Raw genomic sequence first — 25,172 nt, forward strand, 5'->3', positions numbered from 1 at the left:
CCTTACGGGATGTTTACGGTTTTGCTCCGGTACCCCGAAAACGAACGAACACCCAGGTCAGCGGCCGTGCACGGAACCTACCGGGGCTTTGCGAGACCGGCCAGGACGGCGTCGCGGTTGCGCGCGAGCAGCATCCAGCGGGGGAGCTTGTAGCCGAGTTCGCGCCCGACCGGCGCGCTGGGAGTCGTCCTGATCCGCGCCTCGATGAACCGCTCCAAGTACGCCAGGTTCCTCCAGGACGTCCCGGATCCAGCGGGCGGACGACGTGGCCATCGTCGAAACCTTCCTGGAGTACGTGGCGAGCGGCCTCAACGCCATAGGCTGCTTGAGGGCAGCCAGGATCGAAGCGGGCGCAACAGCGTTGTGCCGCATGGGTTTTCGCAGGAAGAGTCATGAACGACGACAGCGTTGACCGGAGTTCCCGGGTCGAGGAAGTGGTGGCGGAACTGCGAGCCTGGGCGGATGGGCGGGCCGACGTTCAGGCGGTCGCTCTCGTCGGTTCGTACGCGCGAGAACCCGGTGCCGCGACTGCGGAGTCAGACGTGGACATCGTCGTGGTGACATCGAAGATCTCGGATTACCTGGAGAGCACTGACGGTTTCCCGGCCACGCTGGAACTGCCGCTGTTGCGCGCGGAGCAGTGGGGCTCGGTGCACGAGCGGAGACTCCGCCATCGCCGAACAGGCCTGGTGGTGGAGCTGAACTTCACGACACCGGACTGGGCGGCCACCGCACCTGAGGTGGACAGCGGAACGAGGAAGGTGGTCCTGGACGGAATCCGAGTCCTCCGAGACCCGCACGGCCTCTTGGCGAGGCTGATCGACGCCTGCAGCGCAGAAGCCGCAGAGGGCCGGTGACGACAGCACGGGGCGCGAAGGATCAGGGTGCGGGAAGGACATACGTCGTACAGGCCCCCCCGAAACGGTGAAATGCTCCTACGGGTGCCGACCGATGTGCGGCTGTCGGATCCCGTCGCTACCGTCGCCCCACGCAGCCACGACAGGGGAGACACTATGAGCGAGCTGACCACGGCCCAGCCTGCCGGCACACCGACCTGGATCGACCTCGGCATCCCGGATCTCGACCGGGCGATCGCGTTCTACGGCGCGCTGTTCGGCTGGGAATTCAACGTGGGCCCGGAGGAGACCGGCCGGTACACCATGTGCCTGCTGCGCGGCAAACCCGTCGCGGCGATCATGCCGAATCCCGATCCCGACGCCGCGGAGTTCTGGTGGAACCTCTACTTCGCGACCGATGACTGCGACGCCACGGTGGCGAAGGCGGCGAGCGCGGGCGGCTCGATCCTGGCCGGTCCGATGGACGTGATGGACCAAGGCCGGATGGCGATCATCAGGGACACCACCGGCGCGCAGTTCGGGGTGTGGCAGGCCGGTGCGCACATCGGTTGCGAGATCGTCAACGAGCCGAACTCGTTGCTCCGCAACGACCTGGTTACCGGGGAGTCGGGGCCCGCGCGCGATTTCTACGCCGCGACCTTCGACTACGTGCTGGACGAGAACCCGGACATGCCCGGCGCCGACTTCACGTTCCTGCGCAGGCCGGACGGCCACGAGATCGGCGGCATCATCGGCGACCCGAACGCCGGGAAGTCGCGCTGGGCGACCCTGTTCCAGGTGGAGGACGCCGACGCGGCGGCGCGGCGAGCCGTCGAAGCCGGCGGCACCGCGGCGGAGCCCTTCGACATGATCTACGGGCGGCTGGCGAAGATCACGGACCCGTTCGGCGCGGAATTCGAGGTGGGCTCGCCGAAGGCGAGCTGAACCCGGTCGATGCCGCTCGTCCCGCCCGAGGCGGAAGGCGGGAAACGGCTTCTACGACTGGAGATTGACGACCACTACGACCTGCGGACTACCGAAGATCAATGCTGAGGGCTGACGCGGTATTACGCGCCTGCTGAATACGGTCGTTCGTGTTGACCGGTCGTGTGCAGCGCAGAGCCGCGACCTGAGAAGACACGCGCTACGGGCGCGGACAGGAGAAGTCACGCCATGCACTCAGTAGTCCAGCAGGCCGCCCTCGCCGCCGACATCGGCCTGTACCAGGTCGGGTTGATCGTCGCCACGCTCGCGGTCCTCGGGTACGTGGCCCTGGTCATCGGCGCACTGATCAGCGTCCTCGGATCGCACCAGGGCGCCGGGATGAAGCTGGTCTGGATCGTGTTCGTGTTCATCGCGCCGTTCCTGGGCAGCCTCCTCTGGTTCTTCATCGGCCGCCGGTCCACGCGCTACCCGTACCGGACCGCCTGAGCCCGCGGCATGCCCATTGCCGCGCCGCTACGACCTCATCGGTCCCGCTCCGGGTCGTCGTCCCGGTGTGGCCGAGGCTGGTGAGCCGAACCCGAGATCCGCCCGGCCTGAATCACCGTGCCGTGGAAATGCCCGCCGCTGATCTGGTTGTGCACGCTGCCGGGCCGGTCGGCATCGGGCCGGTCGGCACGTGGTGCCGAGCCGCGTTCGTCGCGCCGGTCGGCCCGGTAGGCGGCGGCAGCCACGACCACCCCCACCAGACTCACGAACAGGCTCAGCACGCCCGCCGTCTGGTTCGCCCGTTCCAGTCCCAACAGGGCGAGGAACACCCCGAGCCCCACGACGACGAGTACGACGCCCGTCCAGACCAGCCCGAACCACCCTCGCGATCTCCGTGCCATGCACCACATCATGCCAACGGAGCGGACCTCGAGGGCGACGACGACCAGTTGCCCGACTGCCGACGCGTCGTCACGCCGGCCGGTGCGAATCCGCCGATGCGATGCGGAGGAACTCCCGCACCAGGGGTTCGTGCGCGCTGTCGCGGGTGACCAGGGAGAGCTCGACGAGGTCGGTGCGGTCGGTGAGGGGGCGGTGCGTGGCGGGCGGGAGGATCCAGCGCACCAGGACGTTCGGCACCAGGGTGACGCCGAGGCCGGCGGCCACCATCGCCAGCTGCGTGGTGATCGAGTTGGCGACGTGGCGCGCGTCGGGGCTGAACCCGGCCCTGCGGCAGGTCGCCACGAGCTCGTCGTGGTAGTCCGGCGATGCTTCGCGGCGCAGCCAGACCCAGGGTTCGTCGGCGAATCGCGCGAGATCGATCGGTGGCGAGGTCTCGCCGGCGAGCGGGTGCTCAGGTGGGAGCGCGATGACGAAGTCGTCCCGGCGCCACGGCCGGATGCGCAGTGCGCGGACCGGGGCGCTGAGGCGGATGGCGGCGACGTCGATCTCGTGCCGCAGCAACAACTCCTGGCCCGATGGCGTGTCCACCTCCACGACCTGCAACTCCACCTGGGGCCGGGACCGGCGGAAGGTGTCGAGCGTGCTCAGCAGCGGCTCGCTGAGCGCCGAGGTCACCACGCCGATCCGCAGCGTGCCCACCAGGCCGGCCTCGGCCTGCGTAGCGACGTCGTGCGCTCGCTGGGCGGCGGCCACCAGCCGGCGGCACTCCGCGGCGAACGCGCGGCCGGTCTCGGTGAGGGTGACCTTGCGGCGCGTCCGGTCGAGCAGCCGCGTGCCCAGCTGGCGTTCCAGCTGGAGGATCGCCTGGCTCAGCGGCGGTTGGGACATGCCGAGCTGTTCCGCGGCGCGCCCGAAGTGCAGGTTCTCCGCGACGGCGAGGAAGTAGCGCGCTTGGCGAACCTCGATCATGAGTCGCTTTCCATATCGTTCAGAGTCGAAATCAGACCTTCAGTATATGGTTCGCCGCTGCTTCACTGGGTGCCGTGACAGCTGATGCAACATTGTTGGCGCAGTTCGCGGCGCTGGACACCGCGACGGTGTCGGACTCCCTGGAGAGCTGCGGCTTACCGCCGGGCCAGGGCGGGCTCCGGCCGATGTGGGGCCGCCCCGAGGTGGTCGGCTTCGCGGCGACCGTGGAGCTCGAACCGCTGCTTGGGGACCACGCGGGTGCGCACATCATCACGGGCGCGGTGGCGGAAGCCGGTGCCGACGACGTCCTCGTCATCGCCAACGGTGGTCGCACCGATGTGTCCTCGTGGGGCGGCATCCTCAGCGTCGGCGCCGCAACGCGCTCGATCCGCGGTGTCATCACCGACGGCGCCTGCCGGGACGTCGCGCAGGCGCGGGAACTGGGTTTCCCGGTGTTCGCCCGGGCCCAGGTTCCGGTGACCGCGCGGGGACGCCTGCGGCAGAAGTCGAGCGGAGCTCCCGTCCCACTCGGCGAGGTGACCGTCGTGCCCGGCGACGTGGTGATGGCAGATGAAGGCGGGGTGGTCGTCGTACCGCGGGCGCGGGCCGCCGAGGTGCTGCGGGCCGCGCAGCGGTTGAGCGCCCGCGAAGCGGAGATCGAGGCGGAGGTCCGGGCCGGGATTCCGCTGCCGCAGGCGATGCGCGACGCGCGTCTGGCCGGAGAGGAATCGTGAACATGACCGCCGGCACCGAACCGAACGTCCTGGCCCGGTTGCGCGAACTGCCCACGGCGGCGATCTCGGATGCGCTGGACCAGGACGGAATTTCCGGTGGGTTGCAGGGAATTGCCCCGCTTTCCAACGGATTCCGCGCGGTGGGAGCCGCTTTCACCGTGCGGTGCGCGCCGATCGATTCGGGCGGTGGCACGGTCGGCGACTTCCTCGACGACGTGCCGCCGGGGGCGGTGATCGTCATCGACAACGGTGGTCGTCAGGACGTGACCGTGTGGGGCGGGATCATGACCGAGGCCGCGGCGGTCCGCGGCATCTCGGGCACCGTGATCAACGGGGTCTGCCGCGACGTGTCGGCGTCGCTGACGCAGAACTACCCGCTGTTCAGTCGCGGTCGGTTCATGCGAACCGGCAAGGACCGGGTGCGCCTGGCGGCGGTGGGCGAGCCGCTGGAGGTGTCGGGAGCGCAGATCCACCCCGGCAGCATCGTGTGCGCCGACGCCGACGGGGTGGTCGTCGTTCCGGCCCTCGAAGCGGAGCGAGTGGCCGAGACCGCCGAGAAGATCGAGCGCGTGGAGGCCGACATCGTCGCTGCCGTGCGCGCGGGCAGCACGCTGCGAGCGGCCCGCGAGCGGTTCGGCTACCACGCGCTCCAAAGGAGACGGTCATGACGGATGCGGCAAGGGGACACAGCACCGCGACGCTCTACGAGGCGTCCTCCTGCGCCCTGGCCTGCGGCACGGCGCTCCGCGCGGCCTGGCCCGGAGCTCGGGTCGCCGGGCCGGCGTTCACCATCCAGGGCATCGGCGGCGACAACCTCGCGCTGCACCGCGCGGTGGCACAGGCCCCCGCAGGCAGCGTCCTCGTCGCTGACCTGCAGGGCGCCGCGCACGGGCATTGGGGCGAAATTCTCGCCGCAGCAGCGCAGCAACGGGGAATCCTGGGACTCGTCATCGATGGCGGAGTCCGGGACACCGCCGAGCTGGCGGAGCTGGGCTTCCCGGTCTTCACGCGCCACGTCACGGTCGTGGGCACCGGCAAGGAGCATCCCGGACGCTTCGACGTGCCCGTCCGCGTGGCCGGTGCTGTCGTCCGGCCCGGCGACCTCGTCATCGGCGACGCGGACGGTGTGGTCGTCGTACCGGCCCCAGCCGTCGAGGAAACGCTCGACAAGGCCGACGCACGAGTCGCCGACGAGAAAGCGGCGCTCGACGCCATCCGCACGGGCGCGACGACCCTCGACATCTACGACCTGTCGCGGATGAACCGCGGGAGCGCTTGAACGGCAAGGAATCCTCGTCCTGCCGGTGTGGGTGCTGGTGGCGCTCGTTCTTTGCCGTAAGTTCTGGGCATGGCAACCGGTGGAGAATCCGCGGGTGGGGCGCAGCGTCCGCTGCTCGTGCTCGGCAAGATCGCGGAGATCCTGAACGCGTTCACGTTGCGGCGGCCGTCGTTGACGTTGCGGGAGATCCAGCAGGCGACCGGGCTTCCGCAGTCCACCGTGCAGCGGCTCGTGACGAACCTGGTCGCGCACGGGTTCCTGGACCGCGCCGAGGACCGGTTCCGGATCGGCGTGCAGATGGCCTACTGGGGCGCCGCCGCGGGCAAGGACCTCGACGTGCTGGGCGTGGTCAATCCCGTGCTGAAGGATCTGCGCGATGTGACCGGCGAGACGGCGTGCTTCTTCCGCACCGAAGGCGAGCACCGGGTTTGCGTTGCCGTCGCGGAGACCCACCACGCGCTGCGGCGGGCGATGTCGGTCGGAGACATCGCGCCGATCACGGTCGGTTCCTCGGGCCGGGTGCTGCTCGCCTGGAACCCGGAGCTGGCCGAGCGCGTGCTCGACGCCGAGCTGCCCCGGTTGACCGAGAGCACGGTGACCGATCGGGACGAGCTGAACCGGTTGATCAGGCAGACGGCGTCCGAGGGATACGCGATCACGGTGGGCGAACGCGTCGACGGGGCTTCGGGCCTGGCAGCGCCGGTTTTCGATTCGGCCACCGACGTTCTCGGCGCGGTGATGGTGCACGGGCCCACCCTGCGGATGCCCTACGAGAAGTGCGTGGAGTGGGTCGACGTCGTGGTGGAGCACGCGGAGCGGATCACCCGCGCGCTCGGTGGCCGGTACCCGAGCTGAGCCGCGCCTCCGGGTTCACCGGGTGCTCGGGCATTTCGCCGCGCGCCATGGCGATCGCATTGGCGGCGCACAGGCGCGCCATCGTGGAGCGCACCGAGCGGGTAGCGCTGCCCACGTGCGGCAGCAGGGTCGCGTTGGGCAGTTCCGCCAGCCCATCGGCCACCTCCGGTTCCTGCTCGTAGACGTCGAGGCCGGCGCCCGCGATCTGGCCGTCCCGCAGCGCGTCGACCAGCGCCCGCTCGTCGACGATCGGGCCGCGCGAGGTGTTGATCAGGTACGCCGTGGGTTTCATCGCGCGCAGGGCGTCGGCGTCGATGAGGTGATGGGTGTCGTCGGTCAGCGGGACGTGCAGGGACAGGAAGTCGCTGGTGCGCACGAGTTCGTCGAACTCGACGCGCCGCACCCGGCCGGCGAGCGGGCCGAGTTCGTCGTCGGGCACCTCCCGGCGGGCGGTGTAGCGCACGGTCATGCCGAACCCGAGGGCGCGTTCGGCCGTCGCCCTGGCGATGCGGCCGAAACCGACCAGGCCCAAGGTGGCGCCCGTGACGTCGGAACCGAGCAGCAGTTCTGGTTGCCAGCCGCGGAACTGCCCGCTTCGCAGGTACGCGTCGGCTTCCACGCAGCGCCGCGCGGTGGCGAGGATCAGCAGCATCGCGAGGTCGGCGGTGGCGGCGGTGAGCACACCGGGGGTGTTGCAGACGAGGATGCCGCGGCGGGTCGCGGCCGCGACGTCGACGTTGTCGTAGCCGACCGCGTAGTTGGAGATGCCGCGGACCGCAGCCGCGGCGAGCGTGGCCTCGTCGAACACGTCGGTCAGCTGCGCGACGACGACATCGTGGTTCCCGGTGGAGCATGCCGCGCCGAGCTCGTCGGCGACCAGCGCGCGCTCCGGCACCACGACTTCGCCCGCGGCCTCCAGCATGCGCATGCCGGGATCAGGTAGCGGAGTCGTCACGAGGAACGTCGGGCGGGTCATCGGCACGCCTCCTGGCCGGGTGCGAGCGCCCAGGGGAAGGCGGTCGCGCTGGAGCGGGCGCCTTGGACGGCGCGGGACCGGTTGGGTTCGCCGAGTTCGTCGAGCAGCTCGCCGGAGAGCTCGACGATCCGGGCGAAGGTGTCGGGGCCGAGCCAGTCCGGGCGGAGCGCGAAGAGCAGGTCCTCGGTGCTGGCGTTGCCGCTGGCCCCGGGTGCGAACGGGCATCCGCCGAGGCCGCCGAGCGCGCCGTCGACCTCGCCGGCCCCGGCGGCGATGGCGGCCAGGGAGTTGGCCACGCCGAGGCCCCAGGTGTCGTGCCCGTGGTAGACGATCCGGCGCGGTGGGGCGTGCCGGGCGATCTTGGTGATCAGGCTGGTGACCTGCCCGGGGACGGCTTGGCCGAGGGTGTCGCAGACGACGATGTCGGCGGCGCCGGTCGTGCGCGGATCGGCGGCGATGTCGAGGACCCGCTGCTCGGGCACGAACCCGTCGAACGGGCAGGTGAACGCGGTGGCGATGCACAGCTGGATGCGCCCGCCGGCGTCCTGGGCGTGCTCGATGGCGCGGGGCATGGCCGCGAGGCTGTCCTCTGTGGAGCGTCCGATGTTGGCCCGGTTGTGGCTGTCGGAGGCCGACAGGCAGTACTGGAAGTTGACGGCTCCGGCCTCGGCGGCGCGTTGCACGTGGCGCGGCGTGGCCACCCAGACCCAACAGCGGGCGAGCTCGTCGGGGCTGAGCCGCTCGACGACTTCGAGGGTGTTCGCCATGGAGGGCACCAGGTCGGCGCGCGCGAGCGAGCCGACCTCGACGGCCGGCACGCCGAGGCGCAGCAGTTCCCGGACCACGGCCACCTTGCGCCCGGTCGGCAACTGCTTGCCGGTGAGCTGCAGGCCATCGCGCAACGTCACGTCGCGGAGCGTGGCCCGGGATTCGTTCGTCACTTCCGCTCCTCTACTGCGCTCTGGCCCAGCAGCGAGCCGAGCACCTCGTTGGTGTGCGCGCCGAGTTCCGGTCCGGGCGAACGAACCGGGAGCGACGTCGAGCCGATTACCGGTACGACACCGGGGAATCCGACCTCGATGGGCTCTCCCCCGCCGGTGTCGACCGCGAGTTCCTGGATCATCCCGCGTGCGCGGTACTGCTCGTCGGCGCAGATGTCGGCGGCCGTGTAGATCGGCCCGGCCGGGACTCCGGCGTCGTCCAGCGCGGCCAGGACTTCCGCGCGGGTGTGCGCGGAAGTCCACTCCGCGATGGCGTCGTCGAGCTCGTCCCGCCGGGCCCACCGCCCCGCGTTGGTCTGCAGCTCCGGATCGTCGGCGAGGTCGGCGCGGCCGATCGCCTGCATGTAGCGGCGGAAGATCGAGTCTCCGTTGCCCGCGATGACCACGCTGCTGCCGTCGCGGCAGGGATAGGCGTTGGTCGGGGCGATGCCTTCCATCCGGCCGCCGACGCGCCGGCGCTGGACGCCGTGGGCGAGGTAGTCGGGCACCAGGGATTCCATCATCGAGAAGACCGCCTCGTGCAGCGCGATGTCGACGACGCGGTCGGCGAGCGGCCGCCGCTCGGCATTGCGAGCCGTCGAGCGTTGCAGGAGCGAAACCACGATGCCGAAGGCCGCGTGCAGGCCGGCGATGGAGTCCCCGATGGACACTCCGACGCGGGACGGCGGTCGATCGGCTTCGCCCACCAGGTCGCGCAAGCCGCCCATCGCCTCCGCTACCGCGGCGAAGCCGGGCCGGTCGGCCAGCGGCCCGGTCTGGCCGAAGCCCGAGATGCGGGCCAGCACCACGTCCGGGTTGGCGGCTTCCAGCGCTTCCGGCCCCAGGCCCCACTTCTCCAGCGTGCCGGGCCGGAAGTTCTCGATGACGACGTCGCAGTGGCGCACCAGCTCCAGCACGACGTCGCGGCCCCGCTGGGTCTTCAGGTCCAGCACGACCGATTTCTTGCCGCGGTTGATGGTGTGGAACAGCATCGACGTCGAACCGGCGTAGAGCCGCCAGTTCCGCAGTTCGTCGCCGGTGCCGGGCCGTTCCACCTTGATGACCTCGGCGCCGAAGTCGGCCAGCATCCGGCCGGCGGTCGGGGCGGCGATGTAGTTGCCGAGTTCGAGGACGCGCACGCCCTCCAGCGGGAACCGGCTGCTGTCGTTGTGCATTTCTTCCTTTCCGCGAGCGGGTTTCCGGTCACAGGACGAGGCTGAGCGCGAGGACCGGTCCCATCGCGACGACGGAGGCGACGGAGACGCCGACCGAGCAGGTCTTGAGGGTGCCGCGCGTGGTCTGGCCCAGCAGTGACTGCAGGAGCCAGAACGTGTTGCTGGTCAGGTGGACCATGAACAGCGATCCCGCGCCGGCCGCCAGCGCGATCAGCACCGGGTTGAGACCCAGCACGGGCGCCAGCGGCGCGAGGAGCCCGGCCGAGGTGATCGCCGAGATCGTCACGGATCCGACCGCGACGTGCAGGACCGCTGCCATCGTCCAGACCAGGAGCAGCGGCGCCCAGGCGTTGGCGGCGAAGTACTTGCCGAGGATGTCGCCCAGCCCGGCCTGCGAGATGACCGCGGCGAGGCATCCGCCGACACCGTTGAGCAGCAGGATCGGGCCGCTGTCGCGCAGGCCGCGGCCGAGTGCCTCCTCCACGGCGGACCGGCCCAGGAACCTCCGGCCGACGAAGCAGGTCCCGATCAGTCCGAGCATCAGGGCCACGACGGGGCTCGCCAGGAAGGAAAGCACCGCGTTCTGCCATTCCAGCGCCTCCGCCAGTGCGCCCGCGGCGATCAGCACCAGGGAGACGAGCAGCGGCGCGAACAGCACCAGCAGCGGCGCTTGTCCTCGCGGGTCCGGGGCGTCGTTGTGCAGCGGAGCGGTTTCGGTTGCGGGCTGGGGTAGTTCGTCCAGTTCCGGCTTCCACCAGCCGCGGGTGAGCACGAACGTCATCAGGGTGATCGAGATCGTCACGGTCGGGATGACCACGACGAGCCCGTAGAACAGGTACGTGCCGAGGGGCACGTGCAGCAGCGCGGCGAGCGCAAGGGCGCCGACGCCGGGAACGGTGAACACGATCCCGCATTCCAGGCCGATGGCCAGGGCGGTGGCCATCCGGGCGGTGCCGTAGCGGCCCAGCTTCGGCGCGATGGCCTTGGCGAGCGGCCCGGAGATCACCAGCAGCACGTCGAGGAAGATCGATTGCAGCAAGGTGGCGATCGTCAGCGCCATCGCGTGCGGGATGCGCTTGGGGCCGACGACGCGCAGCAGCGCGTCCACCAGCCGTTCGATCGCCCGCAGGTCGCGCAGGACGGCACCGGTGAGCACGCCGAAGGCGACCAGGAGGCCGATTTCGGCCATGATGTCGCCGAAGCCGTCGCCGATCGCGGTCACCGTCCCCTCGACGCCGAGCCCGGCGGAAAGCCCCAGGTAGCAGGAGCCCAGGACCAGGGCGACGACCGGGTTGAACTTGAACCTGACGATCAGCGCCACGATGGCGGCGACCGCCACCGCGGTGTTGATCAGGATTGCCGTGTCCGACATTCGGGTGTCCGTCCGTTCGTGCTCCGTTGCACTTCGCCGCGCGACCCAACGGCATGTGTGCCCGCATTATGAGCATGAACCCACGATGTGAGTCAACTGTCGAGTTGGGCCTGGTTCGCGCCCCGCGTGGTCAACGCGTCGCTCTCGGTGATGGGGATCGAGGGCTGCTCGGCCCGGCCGCGAATCTGGTCCACTTAGGACTCGATTCGATCAGGAGTCCACAGGGGATTTCCGTGCCGTGCGGCGGGTTGGCGGATCGGTGGCACCGGACGGCGAGGCTCAGTAGCGCGAAGAACGGCAGTCCGGCCAGGTCTGCGATCGGCACCGGGGTCGCTACGAGGAACAGGATCGCCTTCGGTGTCACTGCGCCGAGCCGGATGTCCTTGGTGCTGAAGCAGCAGGGGCCGCGTTCGAGGCTTGCGCGCGGCGGTGGAGCAGGGGAGGAGTTGAGCGGCCCGGCGCCGGATGCGAGGGCCGGGCCGCAGGTCGTGGTCGTCGACGAGGATCCGGGGCGGCTGGCGGCGTTCCTCGCGGACCGCCGGATCAGGTTGCGATTCTCGCCGCCCCGGAAGGAGCGGTGCCCACCAGAAAGGCGTTTCCGCTGCGCTGGTCGGAGAGGCGGGTCAGCCCTGTTGGTTGGTGTCGGCGCTCAGGTAGGACACGGCATCGTGCAGCCGGGCCAGGGCTTCCTTGCGGGTGCTCTCCAGCCATTCGGGGTCGTTCTCGTCGCTGCGCCACACGCCCCACATGCTGATCAGGTACAGCAGTGCGACCGCGGCGTGGTTGGTGGTGTTGAGGATCTGCGCGCCGGTGTCATCGGGCTCGGTGTTCTCGGCGATGGTGACGAGCTGGTGCTGCATGTGCAGGACCCGCCGGTGCATCAGTTCCAGCGCTTCGCCGGGCTCTCCGTCGATCGCGAAGATCCAGCCCTGAACGACATCGTCGTGCCGATCGCCGATCTGCTCGGCGACGAGGCGTTCGACGTGGGTGAGCAGCGCGCCGAGCAGGAACGGCATGTCGCCCTGGTCGGTGCCTTCGTCGGGGGTCTGGATTTCGGCGCCGAGGTTGCCCATGGCCCGGATGACGGACTGCGGCGTGGGTGGTTCGATGAGAGTCATGGCCATGATCATCTAAAGGGCGTTCACCCGTTTGGCGATTTATGCATGATTCCGCATGAATCTTCGGCGCTATGCCTGGCTGAGGCGCATCGAGATGTACGCGTTGATCCCCGTTCGCTTGGTGTGCCGCACCTTTGTGCGCTTGGACTCGCGGAAGCCGAGCTTCTCGTAGAGGTGGAGCGCGGGCGCGTTGGTGTCGGCGATGTCTTCCAGCACGTAAGTGCTGAACTGCGGGAACGCGAGCATGTGCTGCAGCAGCGCCGTCGCGACTCCGCGCCCCCGGTGAGCCGAGCCCGTCGCCACGAACTCGATCGACGCCGTTCCCGGTTCCGCCTGCGCCCACGGTTTCTTGAATTCCCGCCGGAAACCGACATCGGCGACAGTGCCCTTGAGTAGCCCTAGGTGGCGGCGCAGCACGCGCACGTCGTGCCGGGTCGAGAGCTGGACGCCGTCGGTGCAGGCGGCGATCGCGGCCGGGCGGCCGTCGACGAGGGCGACGTGGAAGAGGTCGAGCACGAGCATGTGCTCGAAGGCCGCGACGAGCTTGCGGCGATCCTTCGAGAAGTACTCCAGGTGCTCGCCGAACCCGTCGATGTAGACCTCGGCGATCGCCGTCCGGTATTCCTCGCCCAGCTCGTTCCCGCGCTTCACGTCTATCGTCACCGATCCTCCTTGATCAACATTGCGGTCACGGCGGACGGATCCGGGGGTGTGAAGTCCTCGCCCATCACGAACTTCATCGATGCGAGCCCGTCTAGCAGGGCGAAGAAGCACGTCGTCAGGTCGCCGGCGTTTCCGCCGACGAACTCGCCGCGGCGCTGACCCCGCTCGATCAGCTCGGTCGTGCGTGCGGCCAGCGTTCGGTGCTGCTCCGCCAGGCGCTTCGCGTGCGGCAGCCGGTCCGGCATCAGTAGTGCCTGGCCCATGATCAGGGAGAACTCGGCGAACCCGTTGTCGGCCGCGAGATCGCCGGCGAACTCGCGCACGAATTCCCGGATCGGCTCCGCCGGCGGCGCCTCCTGCTCGATGGCCTGCTCGAATGCCGTCGCCACCCTGGCCAGGCCGTCCGCGGCCTGGGAGACCAGGTCGTCGAACAGCGCTTCCTTCGTCGCGTAGTGCCGGTACATCAGGCCCGTGCTGATCTCGGCCGCTTGCGCGATGTCCCGCACGGACGTGGCGGCGAAGCCCTTCCGCGCGAACAGGCCGATCGCGGCGGCCTGGATCTTCTCGTGGGTGTCGGAGCGCATCGCCGCGTACTGCTCGGCCGTCCTCGGCATTCCCGTCTCCACCGTCGATTTTGAATGAACTGATGTTCACTCTACTGAGGCGGATCGTCCGGGCGCAAGTTCGCGAGGCGCGGCTGATCTGCCGGCCGCTGTTCGCCGAAATTTTCCAGTTGATGGAAAATTCCAGTGGGTGTAGTTTTGCCTCGTGGAGGAGTCGCGGCGCGAGCGGAAGAAGCAGCTGACCAGACGCCGGATCGTCATGGCGGCCGTCAGGTTGTTCGAGGAACAGGGGTACGAGCAGACCACGGTCGCGGAGATCGCCGCCGTGGCGGATGTCGATCCCAAGACGTTCTTCAACTACTTCCGCAGCAAGGACGAGGTGCTGTTCAACGACGCCGCACGGGATTTCGACGTGCTGTTCGCGGCGATTGCGGAACGTCGGCCGGAGGAAGGTCCGGGCGAGGTGCTGGCGCGGGCGGTTGAGGCCTTCGCCGCTCATCGCCGGCCCAAGGTTCCCCGCCGGGAGCCCGCGGAGTTGTCGGCGGCGGCCCGGCTGGCGCTGACCACGCCGGCGCTGCAGGCCAAGGGGCTGTACCTGCTGTCGGACCTGCAGCGGCGGATCGCCGATGAGCTGCTGGCGGCGTTCCCCGGCCGGCTCGACCCGATCACGGCGGCGGCGATGACCGGCGCCGTGATCGGCGCCATTCAGCAGGCGGGCCTCGCGAGCGTCCAGTTGGGACGGTCGCAGGACGAGCTGTGGGACGCGGCCCGGCGAGGTCTCGACGTCGCCCTGCACGGCCTGGTTTCGGTGCGACCGACCGAGGAAAGCCCGGATCCGTCCGGAGAGAGGACCAGCTCATCATGACCGAAAGCGTCCGGCGCCTCGCCCGCGAGGCACGGCGGGACATGCGGCAGGGCCCCGCCGCCATCGCGCGGCGGCAACGCGCCCGCCTGGCCGAGATGGTGGCACACGCCCGCGCGAACTCGCCGTACTACCGCGAGCTGTACCGCGACCTGCCCGCCGCGGTCGACGACCCCTCGCTGCTCCCGGTCACCGACAAGAAGACGCTGATGGGGCACTTCGACGACTGGGTCACCGACCGCCGGGTGACCCGCGAGCGGGTCGAGGCGTTCGTCGCCGATCCGGACCTCGTCGGGGCGCGGTTCCAGGACCGGTACCTGGTGGCCACCACCTCCGGAACCAGCGGTCTGCGCGGGCTGTTCGTGCTGGACGAGCGGAACCTGGCCGTGCCGACCGCCCTCTCGTCACGCACCCGCGGCGTGCTGGGATTCCGCGACGCCGTCCGCGCGCTCGCCCGCGGCGGCCGCACCGCCGTCATCGCCGCACCCAGCGGCCACTTCTACACCGTCGCCTCGGCGGAGCGGTTCCGCCGCGACCACCCGCGGCTCGGCCGGATCATGCGGTCCTTCCCGATCGACCAGCCGCTGCCGACTCTGGTCGACGAGCTCAACCGGTACAACCCCGCCAACGTCGCCGGTTTCCTGAGCACGCTCGCGCAGCTGGCGGAGGAGCAAGAGGCCGGCCGCCTGCGCCTCCGCCCGTCGGTCGTCATGCCGGGCGGTGAGACGCTGACGGCCGACGTCCGGGACCGGATCGCGGCCGCGTTCCACGCCAAGGTCCGCGCCGCCTACGCCGCGACCGAATGCAACTTCCTGAGCGTCGGCTGCGCGCACGGCTGGTACCACGTCAACAGCGACTGGGTCGTGGTCGAGCCGGTCGACGCCGACCACCGGGCGGTCCCGGCCGGGCAGCCGTCGCACACGGTCTTGATCAGCAACCTCGCCAACCGGGTCCAGCCGTTCCTGCGCTACGACCTCGGCGACAGCGTCCTGCTCCGCCCCGACCCCTGCCCCTGCGGCAACCCGCTGCCGGCCATCCGGGTAGCGGGTCGCGCCGCCGACGTGCTCAGCTTCCCCGCCGACGGCGGCGGGCACGTCAGCATCTCGCCGATGCTCGTCGGCACCGTGCTGGACCGCGCTCCCGGCATCGACGGGTTCCAGATCCTCCAGACGACGCCCACCACGCTGCGCGTACGACTGCAACCCAGGGACGGCGCCGACGCCGACCGCGTATGGCAGGCGGTGCGCGATGAGATCAGCCGCCTGCTTGCCGAGCACGAAGCCGACCACGTGACGCTCGAACGCGCGGAGGAGCCGCCGCAGCGGTCGTCCGGTGGCAAGTTCCGCCGGATCATCCCGCTCACCACGCCATGAGGATTAGCCGCACCCGGCGGTAAAGCGCTCGCGGTGACCGGCGTTCCCGCGTGCCTGCCGAGATTCACCTCGGCAGGCACGCGGCTCGCTAGTGCGGTGACCAGAAATGATCACGGGTTGGTGGGCGACACGCCGACCCGATGCGTGACTCGGGCGACCCTTGCGAGCACTGTCGATCATGCCTGGGGGTCGGAACGAGGCGCGTCATGTCCGAACCCGTCCGGGCCCGTCGCCTGAGCCAGGATGAGGGCTACTACCTGTTACGCCTGGTCCGCCGGGGTAACCACGAATCAATCCGGGTCCGCCGCGCACTGATCATCATGGCCTCGGCCTGCGGCACCACCGTGCCGGCGATCGCCCGCCTGGTCGCCGCGGACGCCGACACCGCGCGATGTCATCCACGCCTTCAACGCCGAGGGACTGGCCTGTTTGTGCCCTCACTGGGCGGGCGGCCGTCCCCGCCACATCACCGACGCTGCTACAGCCTCTCAGCGGACCGGCTGTGGGGTGTGCTGCACGAACACAAGGGCGGGCAGCGCACGTTGGCCGCGTTCAAATCCATTCGCGCGACCCGCCCAGACGGCGCCCCGATCTACATCATCTGCGACAACCTGGCCTGCAACACCACCCCGGCGATCCGGGCATGGGCTGCCCGGCACAAGGTCGAGTTGTGTCTGACCCCGACCAACGCCTCCTGGGCCAACCCGATCGAGGCGCAGTTCGGTCCGTTACGGCAGTTCACGGTTGCCAACTCCGACCATCCCAACCACCCCGCGCTCGCACGGGAGTTGCACGCGTACCTACGCTGGCGCAACGCCAACAGTCGGCAGCCGGACGTGCTGGCCGCGCAACGCCGCGAACGCGCCCGGGTACGGAGTGAACGACACCGCCGGTGGGGACGCCCTCAATCCCGCACGAGCCTTCGCATCGAGGATGAGATAGGCGCAGGGGCAGGGTCGTGACCACATTGGCCAGGAGGGCGACCGGATCATGGGCAACGCGAGGCACGTCGCCGATGTCCGGCCCGAGCTGGACATCAGGGTGTCCGCGCGTGCTGGTGTCAGCTGTTCGAGGGCCGCGCCTACTTTCGCACGCGGAAGCGGAGCATCGTGACGGCGCCCGACTGGGTGTTGCTGAAAGGTTCCAGGTCGATCCTGTCGAGGCTGGGGGGTGAGAAGCGGACACCGTCGCCGAGCAGCACCGGTAGGACATACACCAGGATCTCGTCGACGAGCCCGCGCTGCAGGCACTGGGCGGCCACGTCAGCACCGAGGATCTCCAGGTTCTTGCCGCCCGCGGCGCTTCGTGCCGTGGCAACGGCTTCTTCAATATCACAGGTGAGGAACGTGACGGTAGGGTCCGGCTCGTCGGGAGGCTCGTGGGTGAGGACGAACTGTGCTCCCCCGTCGTAGGTGGTGTCCTGGTCGGTCATACGCTTGGCGACCTCGTACGTGCCCCGGCCGATGAGCATGGCGCCCGTGGCTGCCATGACCTCCGGGAACGTGTCCGCAGTCAGGTACTCGGCGATCCAGTCCATCGCGTGGCCAGGACCGGCGATGAAGCCGTCCAGCGACATCGCCCTGTTCACGACCACTTTGCCGGTGCCGATGCTGACATCACTCACGCGTTTTCTCCAACGATTGTGGCGGCCCGAGGCCGAATCATAGTTTCGGCCGGTGGGGAGGGCGGGAGTTGCACGCGTATCTGCGGTGGCCCAACGCGAACAATCGGCACCCGGATGTGCTGGCCGCGCAGCGTCGGGATCGTGCCCGGGTACGGAGTGGACGACACCACCGGTGGGGTCGTCCTCAGTCCCGGGCTGCGCGACCAACCCGATGATCGTTTGTGGTCACCGCACTAATGGCCGGGGATTTCGGCCTCGGTGCGGTCGCCGGACCAGAGGGTGTGGAAGGTGCCGGACTTGTCGACACGCTTGTAGGTGTGCGCGCCGAAGAAGTCGCGCTGGCCTTGCACGAGCGCGGCGGGGAGCCGCTTCACGGCCAGCGAGTCGTAGTAGCTGAGCGCGGAGCTGAAGCCCGGGACCGGCACGCCGGATAGCGCGGCCGTGGCGACGACGCGGCGCCAGGCGGCCTCGCCATCGGCGACGGCCTGCGCGAAGTAGGGCGCCTCGAGCAGGGTGGCGATGTCCGGGTTCTCGTCGTAGGCCTCGGCGATGCGGTTGAGGAACTGGGCGCGGATGATGCAGCCGCCGCGCCAGATCTTGGCGATCCTGTCCTTGCGGATGTTCCAGCCGTACTTCTCCGCACCGGCGATGATGGCGTCGAAGCCTTGCGCGTACGCGACGACCTTGGAGGCGTAGAGCGCCTTGGCGACGTCGTCGGCGAAAGAGGCGTCGACCTCCTGCACCGCCGGCCGCGAGGTGACGATCCGCTGCACCGTTGCGCGCTGTGCAGGCTTGGAGGAGACGGCGCGGGCGAACACGGCCTCGCCGATGCCGCCCACCGGGACGCCGAGGTCCAGCGCGTTCTGCACGGTCCACACGCCGGTGCCCTTCGAACCGGCCTGGTCGAGCACGATGTCGACGAAGGGCTTTCCGGTGGCGGGATCGACGTGGCGCAGCACCTCGGCGGTGATCTCGATCAGGTAGGACTCCAGCGAACCCTCGTTCCAGCCGGCGAAGACGTCGGCGATGGCCGCGGGCTGGAGGCCGCCGACGGTGCGCAGCAGGTCGTACGCCTCGGCGATCAGCTGCATGTCGGCGTATTCGATGCCGTTGTGGATCATCTTCACGAAGTGGCCCGCGCCGTCGGTGCCGACGTGGGTGACGCACGGTTCGCCCTCGGCGACGGCCGCGATCGAGGCGAGGATCGGGCCCAGGGTCTGGTAGGACTCCTCCGTGCCGCCCGGCATGATCGACGGGCCGTGCAGCGCGCCCTCCTCGCCGCCGGAGATGCCGGCGCCGACGAAGTGGATGCCGGTGGGCGCGATCCGCTTCTCCCGGGCGATGGTGTCGTGGAAGTTCGCGTTGCCGCCGTCGACGATGATGTCGCCGGGCTCGAAGCGCTCGGCGAGCTGGTCGATCACCGCGTCCGTGCCCGCCCCGGCCTGCACCATGATGATCGCGGTGCGCGGCTTCGCCAGCGACGCGACGAAGTCGTCGATCGACTCGCCTGCCACGAATCCGGCCTCAGGATGCTCGGTGACGAGCTCCTTCGTGCGCGCGTACGTGCGGTTGTAGACGGCGACGGTGTTGCCGTCGCGCGAGGCGAGGTTGCGGGCCAGGTTCGAGCCCATCACCGCCAGACCGACGACGCCGATGTTCGCTATTTCTGTCCTGGTGTCCATGAGGACCTCTCTGGTTCGGATAGTGCGTGAAGCGTTCGGCCGCCGTCGCGGAGCCACGGCCACCTGTCCAGGTCGGTGCGCGCTGTACCGCTCGCCATCTTCTCCACATCGGCGACCGGATGCAGGCCGTCGTCCGCTTCAGAAGGCGAGCAGCACTTTGCCGGACACCGAGGCGTCGGCGGCGACTCCGAACGCTTCCAGCGCCTCGTCGACGGGGAAGGTGTGGGTGATGATCGGGTCGATCGCCAGCGAGCCGTCGGCGATCGCCGCGATCACCTCGTCGATCTCGTCGTTGAACCGCAACGAGCCGACCAGGCGGAGCTCCCGGGTGATCGCGAGCGAGACCGGCACGGGCTGGTCACCGGTCGGCAGGAGGCCGACCATGACCACCATTGCGCCCCGGGTGGCGCCGGCGATGGCGGATGCGAGGCCGCGGTGGTTTCCGGAGGACTCGAACACCACGTCCGCGTCGACCGCGGCGATGGCCTCGGCGTCGGTGGCTTTCAGCGTCCGCGTCGCCCCGAGGGCGGTGGCGATTTCGAGGGGCTTGTCGTGCAGGTCGACCGCCACGATCTCCGCGGCACCGGCACGTTTGGCCACGGCGACGACGAGGGCGCCGATGGGGCCGCTGCCGATGACGAGCACGCGCTTGCCGCTGAGGTCGCCCGCCTTCGAAACGGCGTGCCAGGCGACGCTGGCCGGTTCGATGAGCGCCGCGACGCGGAGGTCGAGCCCGGCCGGCAGCTCGCGGAGCATCGTCGCGGGAAGCACGACCTCGCTGGCGAAGGCACCTTCGGTGTGGGGGAATCGTGCGGCCGAGCCGAGGTAGCGCACGCCGGGGGAGAGGTTCGGGCTGTTCTCGGGGAACCGGACGTCGGTGTGCTCGCGGGTGGCCGGGTGGACGGTGACCGGCGTGCCCGCGGACGGTCCCGTGCCGTCGGCGGCGGCCCGCACGACGGTTCCGGCCACCTCGTGCCCGAGGATCATCGGCGCGCGCAGGATCGACTCCCCGACGGCGCCGTGCTGCCAGTAGTGGAGGTCCGAACCGCAGATGCCGCCGTAGGCGACCGCGACGACGGCCTCCCCGGGCTCGGGCGACCGGACGGCGATTCGCTCGACTCGCAAGTCGTCGGCAGCGTGGGCGACGACGGCGGTTGTGGTGCTGGATGTCATGAACACTCCCGTTCTCAGGGGTGGTTGCAGAATGGGTTTGCGTGGCGGCGCGGGTGGCGGCCCCCTGCGGGATTTACAGCTGCCGTCTGGTCTGTGGGATCCCCGACTTACGTATGACCAATACGCGGCTTCGGGGCTGTCCTCGCCAGACGACATCTGAGAACCCGCGGCGGTGCAAGCTGAGTCCCTCACCGCATGCGGCTGACGCCGCATTCTGAAAGGATCTCTCAGACGACGACCGTCATGCCGCCGTCGACGAAGATGACCTGGCCGTTGACGTAATCGGATGCGCTGGAGGAAAGCCACACGGCCGGGCCGACCAGATCGGCCACCGTTCCCCAGCGCCGGGCCGGCGTGCGGCCGAGGATCCACGCGTTGAACGCCTCGTCGTCCACGAGTTTCTGCGTCATCTCGGTGTGGATGTACCCGGGCGCGATTCCGTTGATCTGGAGCCCTTCGCCGGCCCATTCCGCCGTCATGGCCCGCGTGAGGTTGCGCAGCGCTCCCTTCGCCGCCGTGTAGGGACCGATGGTCGGGCGGGCGAGATCGGTCTGGACCGAGCAGATGTTGATGATCTTGCCGGAGTGGCGCGGCAGCATCCGCCTCGCGACGTCGCGGCCCACCACGAACGCACCGGTGAGGTCGATGTCGATCACGCGTTGCCAGTCGGCGAGGCTCACGTCGACGAGGGGCTCGCGGTGCTGGATGCCGGCGTTGTTCACCAGGACGTCGATGGCGCCCACTCCGGACTCGATCGACTCGACGGCCGCCGCCACCGCGGCCTCGTCGACGACGTCGAACGCCCGTGCCGCGACCCGGTCGTCGCCGAACCGCTGGGCGAGCGTCTTGCGCGTGGCTTCGAGGCGAACCGGATCGACGCCGTTGAGCACGATCGTGGCCCCGGCATCGGCGAGTCCTTCGGCGATGCTGAGCCCGATCCCGCGGCTCGAACCGGTGACCAGGGCGACCCGGCCGGTGAGGTCGAAAGCTGAGGTCATGTTGCTTGATCTTCCTGGTCAGTAGAACTCGACTGTGTTCACGCGGTTGAGCAGGCTCCGCCCATCGAGCAGCCGAGTGGCGTTGGCGGCGAAGAGCTCGGCGATGAGGCGGTCTTCCGCGGCGTTGAGTGCCGCGGTGTGCGGGCTCACCAGCACGTTGCCCAGTTCCCACAGTGGGCTGTCGGCCGGCAGTGGCTCCGTTTCGAAGATGTCCAGCGCGGCGAAACCGACCTGGCCGGACCTGAGCGCGTCGATGAGTGCCGCCTCGTCGATGACGGTTCCGCGGCCGACGTTCACGATGGAGGCGCCGGGCCGGAGGGCGCCGAAGAAGCGGCCGTCGAGCAGGCGCTCGGTCGCCGACGTACCGGGAAGCGTGTTCACGACGGCATCCACCGTCGGTGCCACGTCGATCAGCCGGTCGAGATGCACGACTTCGGCAACGCCGGCGACGCTGATGTTGTTCCGGCTCGTGCCGATGACGGTGGTGCCCAGCGCGTGCAGCTTCTGGACGACGATCCGGCCGATCCCGCCGAGGCCGAGCACAAGGACCTTCTGCTCGCTCACCTGCCCCATCGTCCAGCGGCCGCTCCACTCGCGGTCGCGTTGCTGGCGGTTCAGGCGCGGAAGGCTCTTGGCACCCGCGAGCACGCCGAGGACGGCGAACTCGGCGAGCGGTGCCCCATGCACACCGGCCGAGGTCGTGAAGAGCACGCGGTCGAGCTCGTCGGCGCTGAGCCCCGCCGCCTTGACCTGGCCGCCACCGCCGGCGGCCATCGTGTGCACCCAGCTCAGCCGCGGGTTGGACCGCACCGCTCGCGCCAGGGCGAGCGGGTTCACGTCGGGGATGCCGTAGAGCGCATCCGCCGAGTCGATGGCGGCCTCGAAGGCGCGCTGCTGCTCCGGCGTGCGTCGCCATGACGGATCGCCGGCGAAGTCGGCGGGCCACCGCATCGGCGGGAGGAGCGCGTGGTCGACGACGAGGTCGATCCGCGGTTCCAGCTCCAGGATTCGCGCGCAGTTCTCCTCGGACAGCCTTCGCTCCGCTCCAGATCGGCGCGATCCCGCCGTCGACGATGTTCAGCCGGTCGAGGGCATCGCCGAGGTTGGCCACGGAGTGCTCGCGGAGCCGTTCGAGCACGTGCTCGTCGACGCGCTCCCACTCGGTGTTGACAAACGCGAAAAGGTCTAGGCCACAAGGAAAATCACGCCGGAGCATGCCTGGCCTCAGGCTGCAGGTGGCCGGAATGGCGCGGCTGCTCCGCCTCGCACGGCCTTGCGGGAGCAAGCCGATGTCATCTTCCGGTTCGGCCGTTGAGATCGTCCACGGTGGCCATGTGTGCAGGGCCGAACGGCACCTGGCCGAGGAGCCGGGTGCCGTTCGTCGTGCTGACTCGCCGGTCAGCTCGCCGCCGTGTCGCGGAAGGATGCCTTCAGCACATCGCGGTTGAACCGGGCGATCGTTTCGAGCGGGATGCCCACCGGGCACACCACGGTGCACTCGCCAGTGTTGGTGCAGCCGCCGAAACCCAGCTCGTCATGGGTTTCCAGCATGCTCTCCGCGCGGCCGAGCCGTTCCGGCCGGCCTTGCGGGAGGCTGCCGAGATGGGTCGCCTTCGCCGCGGTGAACAGCATCCCGGAGCCGTTCGGGCAGGCCGCCACGCAGGCGCCGCAGCCGATGCAGGCCGCGGCCTCGAACGCGCGGTCCGCGTCGCGTTTGGGTACCGGAACCGCGTGCGCGTCCGGCGCGCTGCCGGTCGGTGCGCTGATGTATCCGCCGGACTCGACGATCCGGTCGAACGCGCTCCGGTTCACCACCAGGTCGCGCACGACCGGGAACGGCTTCGCCCGCCACGGCTCGATCGTGATCGGTTTGCTCTCGTCGAAGTGCCGCATGTAGAGCTGGCAGGTGGTGGTCTCCCGCTGCGGCCCGTGCGCGATGCCGTCGATCATCAGCCCGCACATGCCGCAGATGCCTTCGCGGCAGTCGTGGTCGAACGCGACCGGCTGCTCGCCCTCGGTGGCGAGCCGCTCGTTGAGCACGTCGAGCATTTCCAGGAAGGACATGTCCGGCAGGACGTCGTCCACGACGTACTCGACGAGCCGCCCTTCCGAGTCCGGGCGCTCCTGGCGCCAGATGCGCAGGGTGAAACGCATGATTGCCTCCGCGGTCACTGGTAGCTTCGCCGGCTCGGCCGGACTTCGTGGAACTGGAGGTGCTCGCGGTGCAGCACGGGTGAGTCGCCGGTGAACTCCCAGGCCGCCACGTAGTCGAAGTTCTCGTCGTCGCGCAGCGCCTCGCCGTCCTCGGTCTGGTGCTCGGCGCGGAAATGCCCGCCGCAGGATTCCTCGCGGTGCAACGCGTCGACGCACATCAGCTCGGCGAGTTCGAGGAAGTCGGCCACCCGGCCGGCCTTCTCCAGCGACTGGTTCAGCTCGGCGCCGGTGCCGGGAACGCGAACGTTGCGCCAGAATTCCGTGCGCAGCGCGGAGATCTGGTCGATCGCCGCGCGGAGGCCGGCCGCGTCGCGCTCCATGCCGCAGTGCTCCCACAGAATGCCGCCGAGCTCGCGGTGGAAGGAGTCGGCGGTGCGATCGCCGCCGACCGCGAGCAGCCGGTCGACGCGCTCGTGGACCTCCCCGGCCACCGCGACGGCCTCCGGGTGGCTGTCGGTCAACGTCTCGGTAGGACAGTCGGCGAGGTAGTCGCCGATGGTGCTCGGGAGCACGAAGTAGCCGTCGGCGAGGCCCTGCATCAGCGCGCTCGCCCCGAGCCTGTTCGCGCCGTGGTCGGAGAAGTTCGCCTCGCCGATCACGAACAGGCCCGGGATGGTGCTGCGCAGGTCGTAGTCGACCCAGAGGCCGCCCATCGTGTAGTGCACGGCCGGGTAGATCCGCATCGGCACCCGGTACGGATCCTCGTTCGTGATCCGCTCGTACATCTCGAAGAGGTTGCCGTACTTGGCCTTCACCTCGGCCGCCCCGAGGCGCTCGATCGCGTCGGCGAAGTCGAGGTACACGCCGCGCCCGCCGGGCCCGACGCCCCGGCCCTCGTCGCAGACGTTCTTGGCGGCCCGCGAGGCGATGTCCCGCGGCACCAGGTTGCCGAAGCTGGGGTAGATCCGTTCGAGGTAGTAGTCGCGCTCGGCTTCGGGAATCCGCTCCGGCGGCCGGGTGTCGCCGCGCGCCTGCGGCACCCACACCCTGCCGTCGTTGCGCAGCGACTCGCTCATCAGGGTCAGCTTGGACTGGTGCTCGCCGCTGACCGGGATGCACGTGGGATGGATCTGCGTGAAGCACGGGTTGGCGAACAACGCGCCACGGCGGTGCGCGCGCCAGATCGCGGTCGCGTTGCAGCCCTTCGCGTTGGTGGACAGGTAGAACGCGTTTCCGTAGCCGCCGGTCGCGAGCACCACCGCATCCGCGAGGTGGGTGGATATCCGGCCGCTGACCAGGTCGCGAACCACCACGCCGCGGGCCCTGCCTTCGATCACGACGAGATCGAGCATCTCGGTGCGCGGGTGCATGGTCACCGTTCCCGCGGCGATCTGGCGGGCGAGCGCCTGGTATGCGCCGAGCAGCAGCTGCTGCCCGGTCTGGCCGCGCGCGTAGAAGGTGCGGGAAACCTGTGCGCCGCCGAAGGATCTGGTGTCCAGCAGCCCGCCGTACTCGCGTGCGAAAGGGACGCCCTGCGCGACGCACTGGTCGATGATCTGCGTGCTGATCTCGGCCAGTCGGTACACATTGGACTCCCTGGCTCGGAAGTCGCCGCCCTTGATGGTGTCGTGGAAGAGCCGGTACACGCTGTCGCCGTCGCCCGCGTAGTTCTTCGCCGCGTTGATTCCGCCCTGCGCGGCGATGCTGTGCGCGCGGCGGGGGCTGTCCTGGTAGCAGAACGACGAGACGCGGTAGCCCAGCTCGCCGAGCGTGGCCGCGGCCGACCCGCCGGCGAGCCCGGTGCCCACGACGATCACCGTGCGCTTGCGTTTGTTGTTCGGGCTCAGCAACCGCGCGGAGAACCGGCGCTGCTCCCAGCGGCGGGCGATCGGCTCGTCCGGTGCCTTGCCGTCCGCGATCGGTTCGCCCTCGGTGTAAAGCGGCATCGTTGCC

General features: G+C 69.7%; 27 protein-coding genes. 10 read left to right on the top strand and 17 right to left on the bottom strand.

The features are described 5' to 3' along the window. Positions 1 to 77 precede the first annotated feature (77 nt). Positions 78 to 218, bottom strand: a complete 141-nt coding sequence (locus tag AB0I53_RS12420; protein WP_358600660.1) for a hypothetical protein — start codon at positions 216 to 218, stop codon at positions 78 to 80. Between the two features lie 174 nt (positions 219 to 392). On the opposite strand from AB0I53_RS12420, the gene AB0I53_RS12425 reads away from it, so the two are divergent. The 3 genes from AB0I53_RS12425 (at position 393) to AB0I53_RS12435 (ending at position 2,267) form a co-directional block, all read left to right on the top strand. After that, a complete protein-coding gene (locus tag AB0I53_RS12425) occupies positions 393 to 857 on the top strand; it encodes a nucleotidyltransferase domain-containing protein (RefSeq protein WP_358600663.1) in 465 nt (154 codons plus the stop codon). Positions 858 to 1,013: 156 nt separating this feature from the next. Next, positions 1,014 to 1,781 (top strand): VOC family protein, encoded by a 768-nt coding sequence (locus AB0I53_RS12430; protein WP_358600666.1) that lies wholly within the window; start codon positions 1,014 to 1,016, stop codon positions 1,779 to 1,781. Positions 1,782 to 2,009: 228 nt separating this feature from the next. Further along, positions 2,010 to 2,267 (top strand): PLD nuclease N-terminal domain-containing protein, encoded by a 258-nt coding sequence (locus tag AB0I53_RS12435; protein ID WP_358600669.1) that lies wholly within the window; start codon positions 2,010 to 2,012, stop codon positions 2,265 to 2,267. Positions 2,268 to 2,302: 35 nt separating this feature from the next. Here AB0I53_RS12435 and AB0I53_RS12440 read toward each other — a convergent pair whose 3' ends face one another. Together AB0I53_RS12440 and AB0I53_RS12445 are read right to left on the bottom strand one after the other, a co-directional pair. Continuing rightward, positions 2,303 to 2,668 (bottom strand): hypothetical protein, encoded by a 366-nt coding sequence (locus tag AB0I53_RS12440; RefSeq protein WP_358600671.1) that lies wholly within the window; start codon positions 2,666 to 2,668, stop codon positions 2,303 to 2,305. Between the two features lie 70 nt (positions 2,669 to 2,738). Beyond that, on the bottom strand, positions 2,739 to 3,638 hold the full coding sequence (locus AB0I53_RS12445; RefSeq protein WP_358600674.1) for a LysR substrate-binding domain-containing protein: 900 nt from the start codon (positions 3,636 to 3,638) through the stop codon (positions 2,739 to 2,741). Between the two features lie 74 nt (positions 3,639 to 3,712). Here AB0I53_RS12445 and AB0I53_RS12450 point away from each other — a divergent pair, with 74 nt between their 5' ends. The 4 genes from AB0I53_RS12450 to AB0I53_RS12465 all read left to right on the top strand — a co-directional run bounded on the left by AB0I53_RS12450 (position 3,713) and on the right by AB0I53_RS12465 (position 6,506). After that, entirely contained in the window at positions 3,713 to 4,372 is a 660-nt protein-coding gene (locus AB0I53_RS12450; RefSeq protein WP_358600677.1) for a 4-carboxy-4-hydroxy-2-oxoadipate aldolase/oxaloacetate decarboxylase, read from the top strand. 2 nt (positions 4,373 to 4,374) lie between these two features. Then, positions 4,375 to 5,040: an RraA family protein gene (locus tag AB0I53_RS12455; RefSeq protein ID WP_358600679.1), complete on the top strand. Its 666-nt coding sequence runs from the start codon at positions 4,375 to 4,377 to the stop codon at positions 5,038 to 5,040. Continuing rightward, positions 5,037 to 5,651, top strand: coding sequence for an RraA family protein (locus AB0I53_RS12460; RefSeq protein WP_358600682.1), 615 nt, complete (start codon positions 5,037 to 5,039; stop codon positions 5,649 to 5,651). Before AB0I53_RS12455 ends, AB0I53_RS12460 begins: the two co-directional genes overlap by 4 nt. 69 nt (positions 5,652 to 5,720) lie before the next feature. Then, entirely contained in the window at positions 5,721 to 6,506 is a 786-nt protein-coding gene (locus AB0I53_RS12465; protein WP_358600685.1) for an IclR family transcriptional regulator, read from the top strand. Here AB0I53_RS12465 and AB0I53_RS12470 read toward each other — a convergent pair. The 7 genes from AB0I53_RS12470 to AB0I53_RS12500 form a co-directional block, all read right to left on the bottom strand. Beyond that, positions 6,472 to 7,482, bottom strand: coding sequence for a D-glycerate dehydrogenase (locus AB0I53_RS12470; protein WP_358600687.1), 1,011 nt, complete (start codon positions 7,480 to 7,482; stop codon positions 6,472 to 6,474). The two genes, AB0I53_RS12465 and AB0I53_RS12470, sit on opposite strands and share 35 nt — an antisense overlap. Continuing rightward, positions 7,479 to 8,423, bottom strand: a complete 945-nt coding sequence (locus tag AB0I53_RS12475; RefSeq protein ID WP_358600688.1) for a hydroxymethylglutaryl-CoA lyase — start codon at positions 8,421 to 8,423, stop codon at positions 7,479 to 7,481. Before AB0I53_RS12475 ends, AB0I53_RS12470 begins: the two co-directional genes overlap by 4 nt. Then, a complete protein-coding gene (locus AB0I53_RS12480) occupies positions 8,420 to 9,637 on the bottom strand; it encodes a CoA transferase (RefSeq protein WP_358600690.1) in 1,218 nt (405 codons plus the stop codon). Before AB0I53_RS12480 ends, AB0I53_RS12475 begins: the two co-directional genes overlap by 4 nt. A gap of 28 nt (positions 9,638 to 9,665) precedes the next feature. Then, entirely contained in the window at positions 9,666 to 11,009 is a 1,344-nt protein-coding gene (locus AB0I53_RS12485) for an SLC13 family permease (protein WP_358600692.1), read from the bottom strand. A 623-nt stretch (positions 11,010 to 11,632) separates the two neighbouring features. Beyond that, positions 11,633 to 12,127: a hypothetical protein gene (locus AB0I53_RS12490; RefSeq protein ID WP_358600695.1), complete on the bottom strand. Its 495-nt coding sequence runs from the start codon at positions 12,125 to 12,127 to the stop codon at positions 11,633 to 11,635. 69 nt (positions 12,128 to 12,196) lie between these two features. Beyond that, positions 12,197 to 12,790 (bottom strand): GNAT family N-acetyltransferase, encoded by a 594-nt coding sequence (locus AB0I53_RS12495; protein WP_358600698.1) that lies wholly within the window; start codon positions 12,788 to 12,790, stop codon positions 12,197 to 12,199. Beyond that, on the bottom strand, positions 12,787 to 13,404 hold the full coding sequence (locus AB0I53_RS12500; protein WP_358600701.1) for a TetR/AcrR family transcriptional regulator: 618 nt from the start codon (positions 13,402 to 13,404) through the stop codon (positions 12,787 to 12,789). Before AB0I53_RS12500 ends, AB0I53_RS12495 begins: the two co-directional genes overlap by 4 nt. A gap of 154 nt (positions 13,405 to 13,558) precedes the next feature. Between AB0I53_RS12500 and AB0I53_RS12505 the strand changes: the two genes are divergently transcribed. The 3 genes from AB0I53_RS12505 to AB0I53_RS12515 all read left to right on the top strand — a co-directional run bounded on the left by AB0I53_RS12505 (position 13,559) and on the right by AB0I53_RS12515 (position 16,550). Next, complete coding sequence (locus tag AB0I53_RS12505) at positions 13,559 to 14,218, top strand: TetR/AcrR family transcriptional regulator (protein ID WP_358600704.1); 660 nt, start codon at positions 13,559 to 13,561, stop codon at positions 14,216 to 14,218. Further along, a complete protein-coding gene (locus AB0I53_RS12510) occupies positions 14,215 to 15,588 on the top strand; it encodes a phenylacetate--CoA ligase family protein (RefSeq protein ID WP_358600706.1) in 1,374 nt (457 codons plus the stop codon). The genes AB0I53_RS12505 and AB0I53_RS12510 overlap by 4 nt, the downstream gene beginning before the upstream one ends. Positions 15,589 to 15,794: 206 nt before the next feature. Then, entirely contained in the window at positions 15,795 to 16,550 is a 756-nt protein-coding gene (locus AB0I53_RS12515; protein WP_358600709.1) for a hypothetical protein, read from the top strand. 119 nt (positions 16,551 to 16,669) lie between these two features. Here AB0I53_RS12515 and AB0I53_RS12520 read toward each other — a convergent pair whose 3' ends face one another. The 7 genes from AB0I53_RS12520 to AB0I53_RS12550 form a co-directional block, all read right to left on the bottom strand. Beyond that, positions 16,670 to 17,212, bottom strand: a complete 543-nt coding sequence (locus tag AB0I53_RS12520; RefSeq protein WP_358600712.1) for a dihydrofolate reductase family protein — start codon at positions 17,210 to 17,212, stop codon at positions 16,670 to 16,672. A 233-nt stretch (positions 17,213 to 17,445) separates the two neighbouring features. Further along, on the bottom strand, positions 17,446 to 18,894 hold the full coding sequence (gene gndA / locus AB0I53_RS12525; RefSeq protein ID WP_358600715.1) for an NADP-dependent phosphogluconate dehydrogenase: 1,449 nt from the start codon (positions 18,892 to 18,894) through the stop codon (positions 17,446 to 17,448). Positions 18,895 to 19,032: 138 nt separating this feature from the next. After that, a complete protein-coding gene (locus tag AB0I53_RS12530) occupies positions 19,033 to 20,067 on the bottom strand; it encodes an L-idonate 5-dehydrogenase (protein WP_358600718.1) in 1,035 nt (344 codons plus the stop codon). Positions 20,068 to 20,294: 227 nt separating this feature from the next. Next, a complete protein-coding gene (locus AB0I53_RS12535; protein WP_358600721.1) occupies positions 20,295 to 21,065 on the bottom strand; it encodes an SDR family oxidoreductase in 771 nt (256 codons plus the stop codon). An 18-nt stretch (positions 21,066 to 21,083) separates the two neighbouring features. Further along, positions 21,084 to 22,016: a D-2-hydroxyacid dehydrogenase gene (locus tag AB0I53_RS12540; protein ID WP_358600724.1), complete on the bottom strand. Its 933-nt coding sequence runs from the start codon at positions 22,014 to 22,016 to the stop codon at positions 21,084 to 21,086. A gap of 447 nt (positions 22,017 to 22,463) precedes the next feature. After that, positions 22,464 to 23,219, bottom strand: a complete 756-nt coding sequence (locus AB0I53_RS12545; RefSeq protein WP_358600727.1) for a succinate dehydrogenase/fumarate reductase iron-sulfur subunit — start codon at positions 23,217 to 23,219, stop codon at positions 22,464 to 22,466. A 14-nt stretch (positions 23,220 to 23,233) separates the two neighbouring features. Beyond that, entirely contained in the window at positions 23,234 to 25,165 is a 1,932-nt protein-coding gene (locus tag AB0I53_RS12550; RefSeq protein WP_358600731.1) for a fumarate reductase/succinate dehydrogenase flavoprotein subunit, read from the bottom strand. Between the last annotated feature and the right edge of the window lie 7 nt (positions 25,166 to 25,172).

The sequence above is a fragment of the Saccharopolyspora sp. NPDC050389 genome, from assembly GCF_040655595.1.
Classification (GTDB): domain Bacteria; phylum Actinomycetota; class Actinomycetes; order Mycobacteriales; family Pseudonocardiaceae; genus Saccharopolyspora.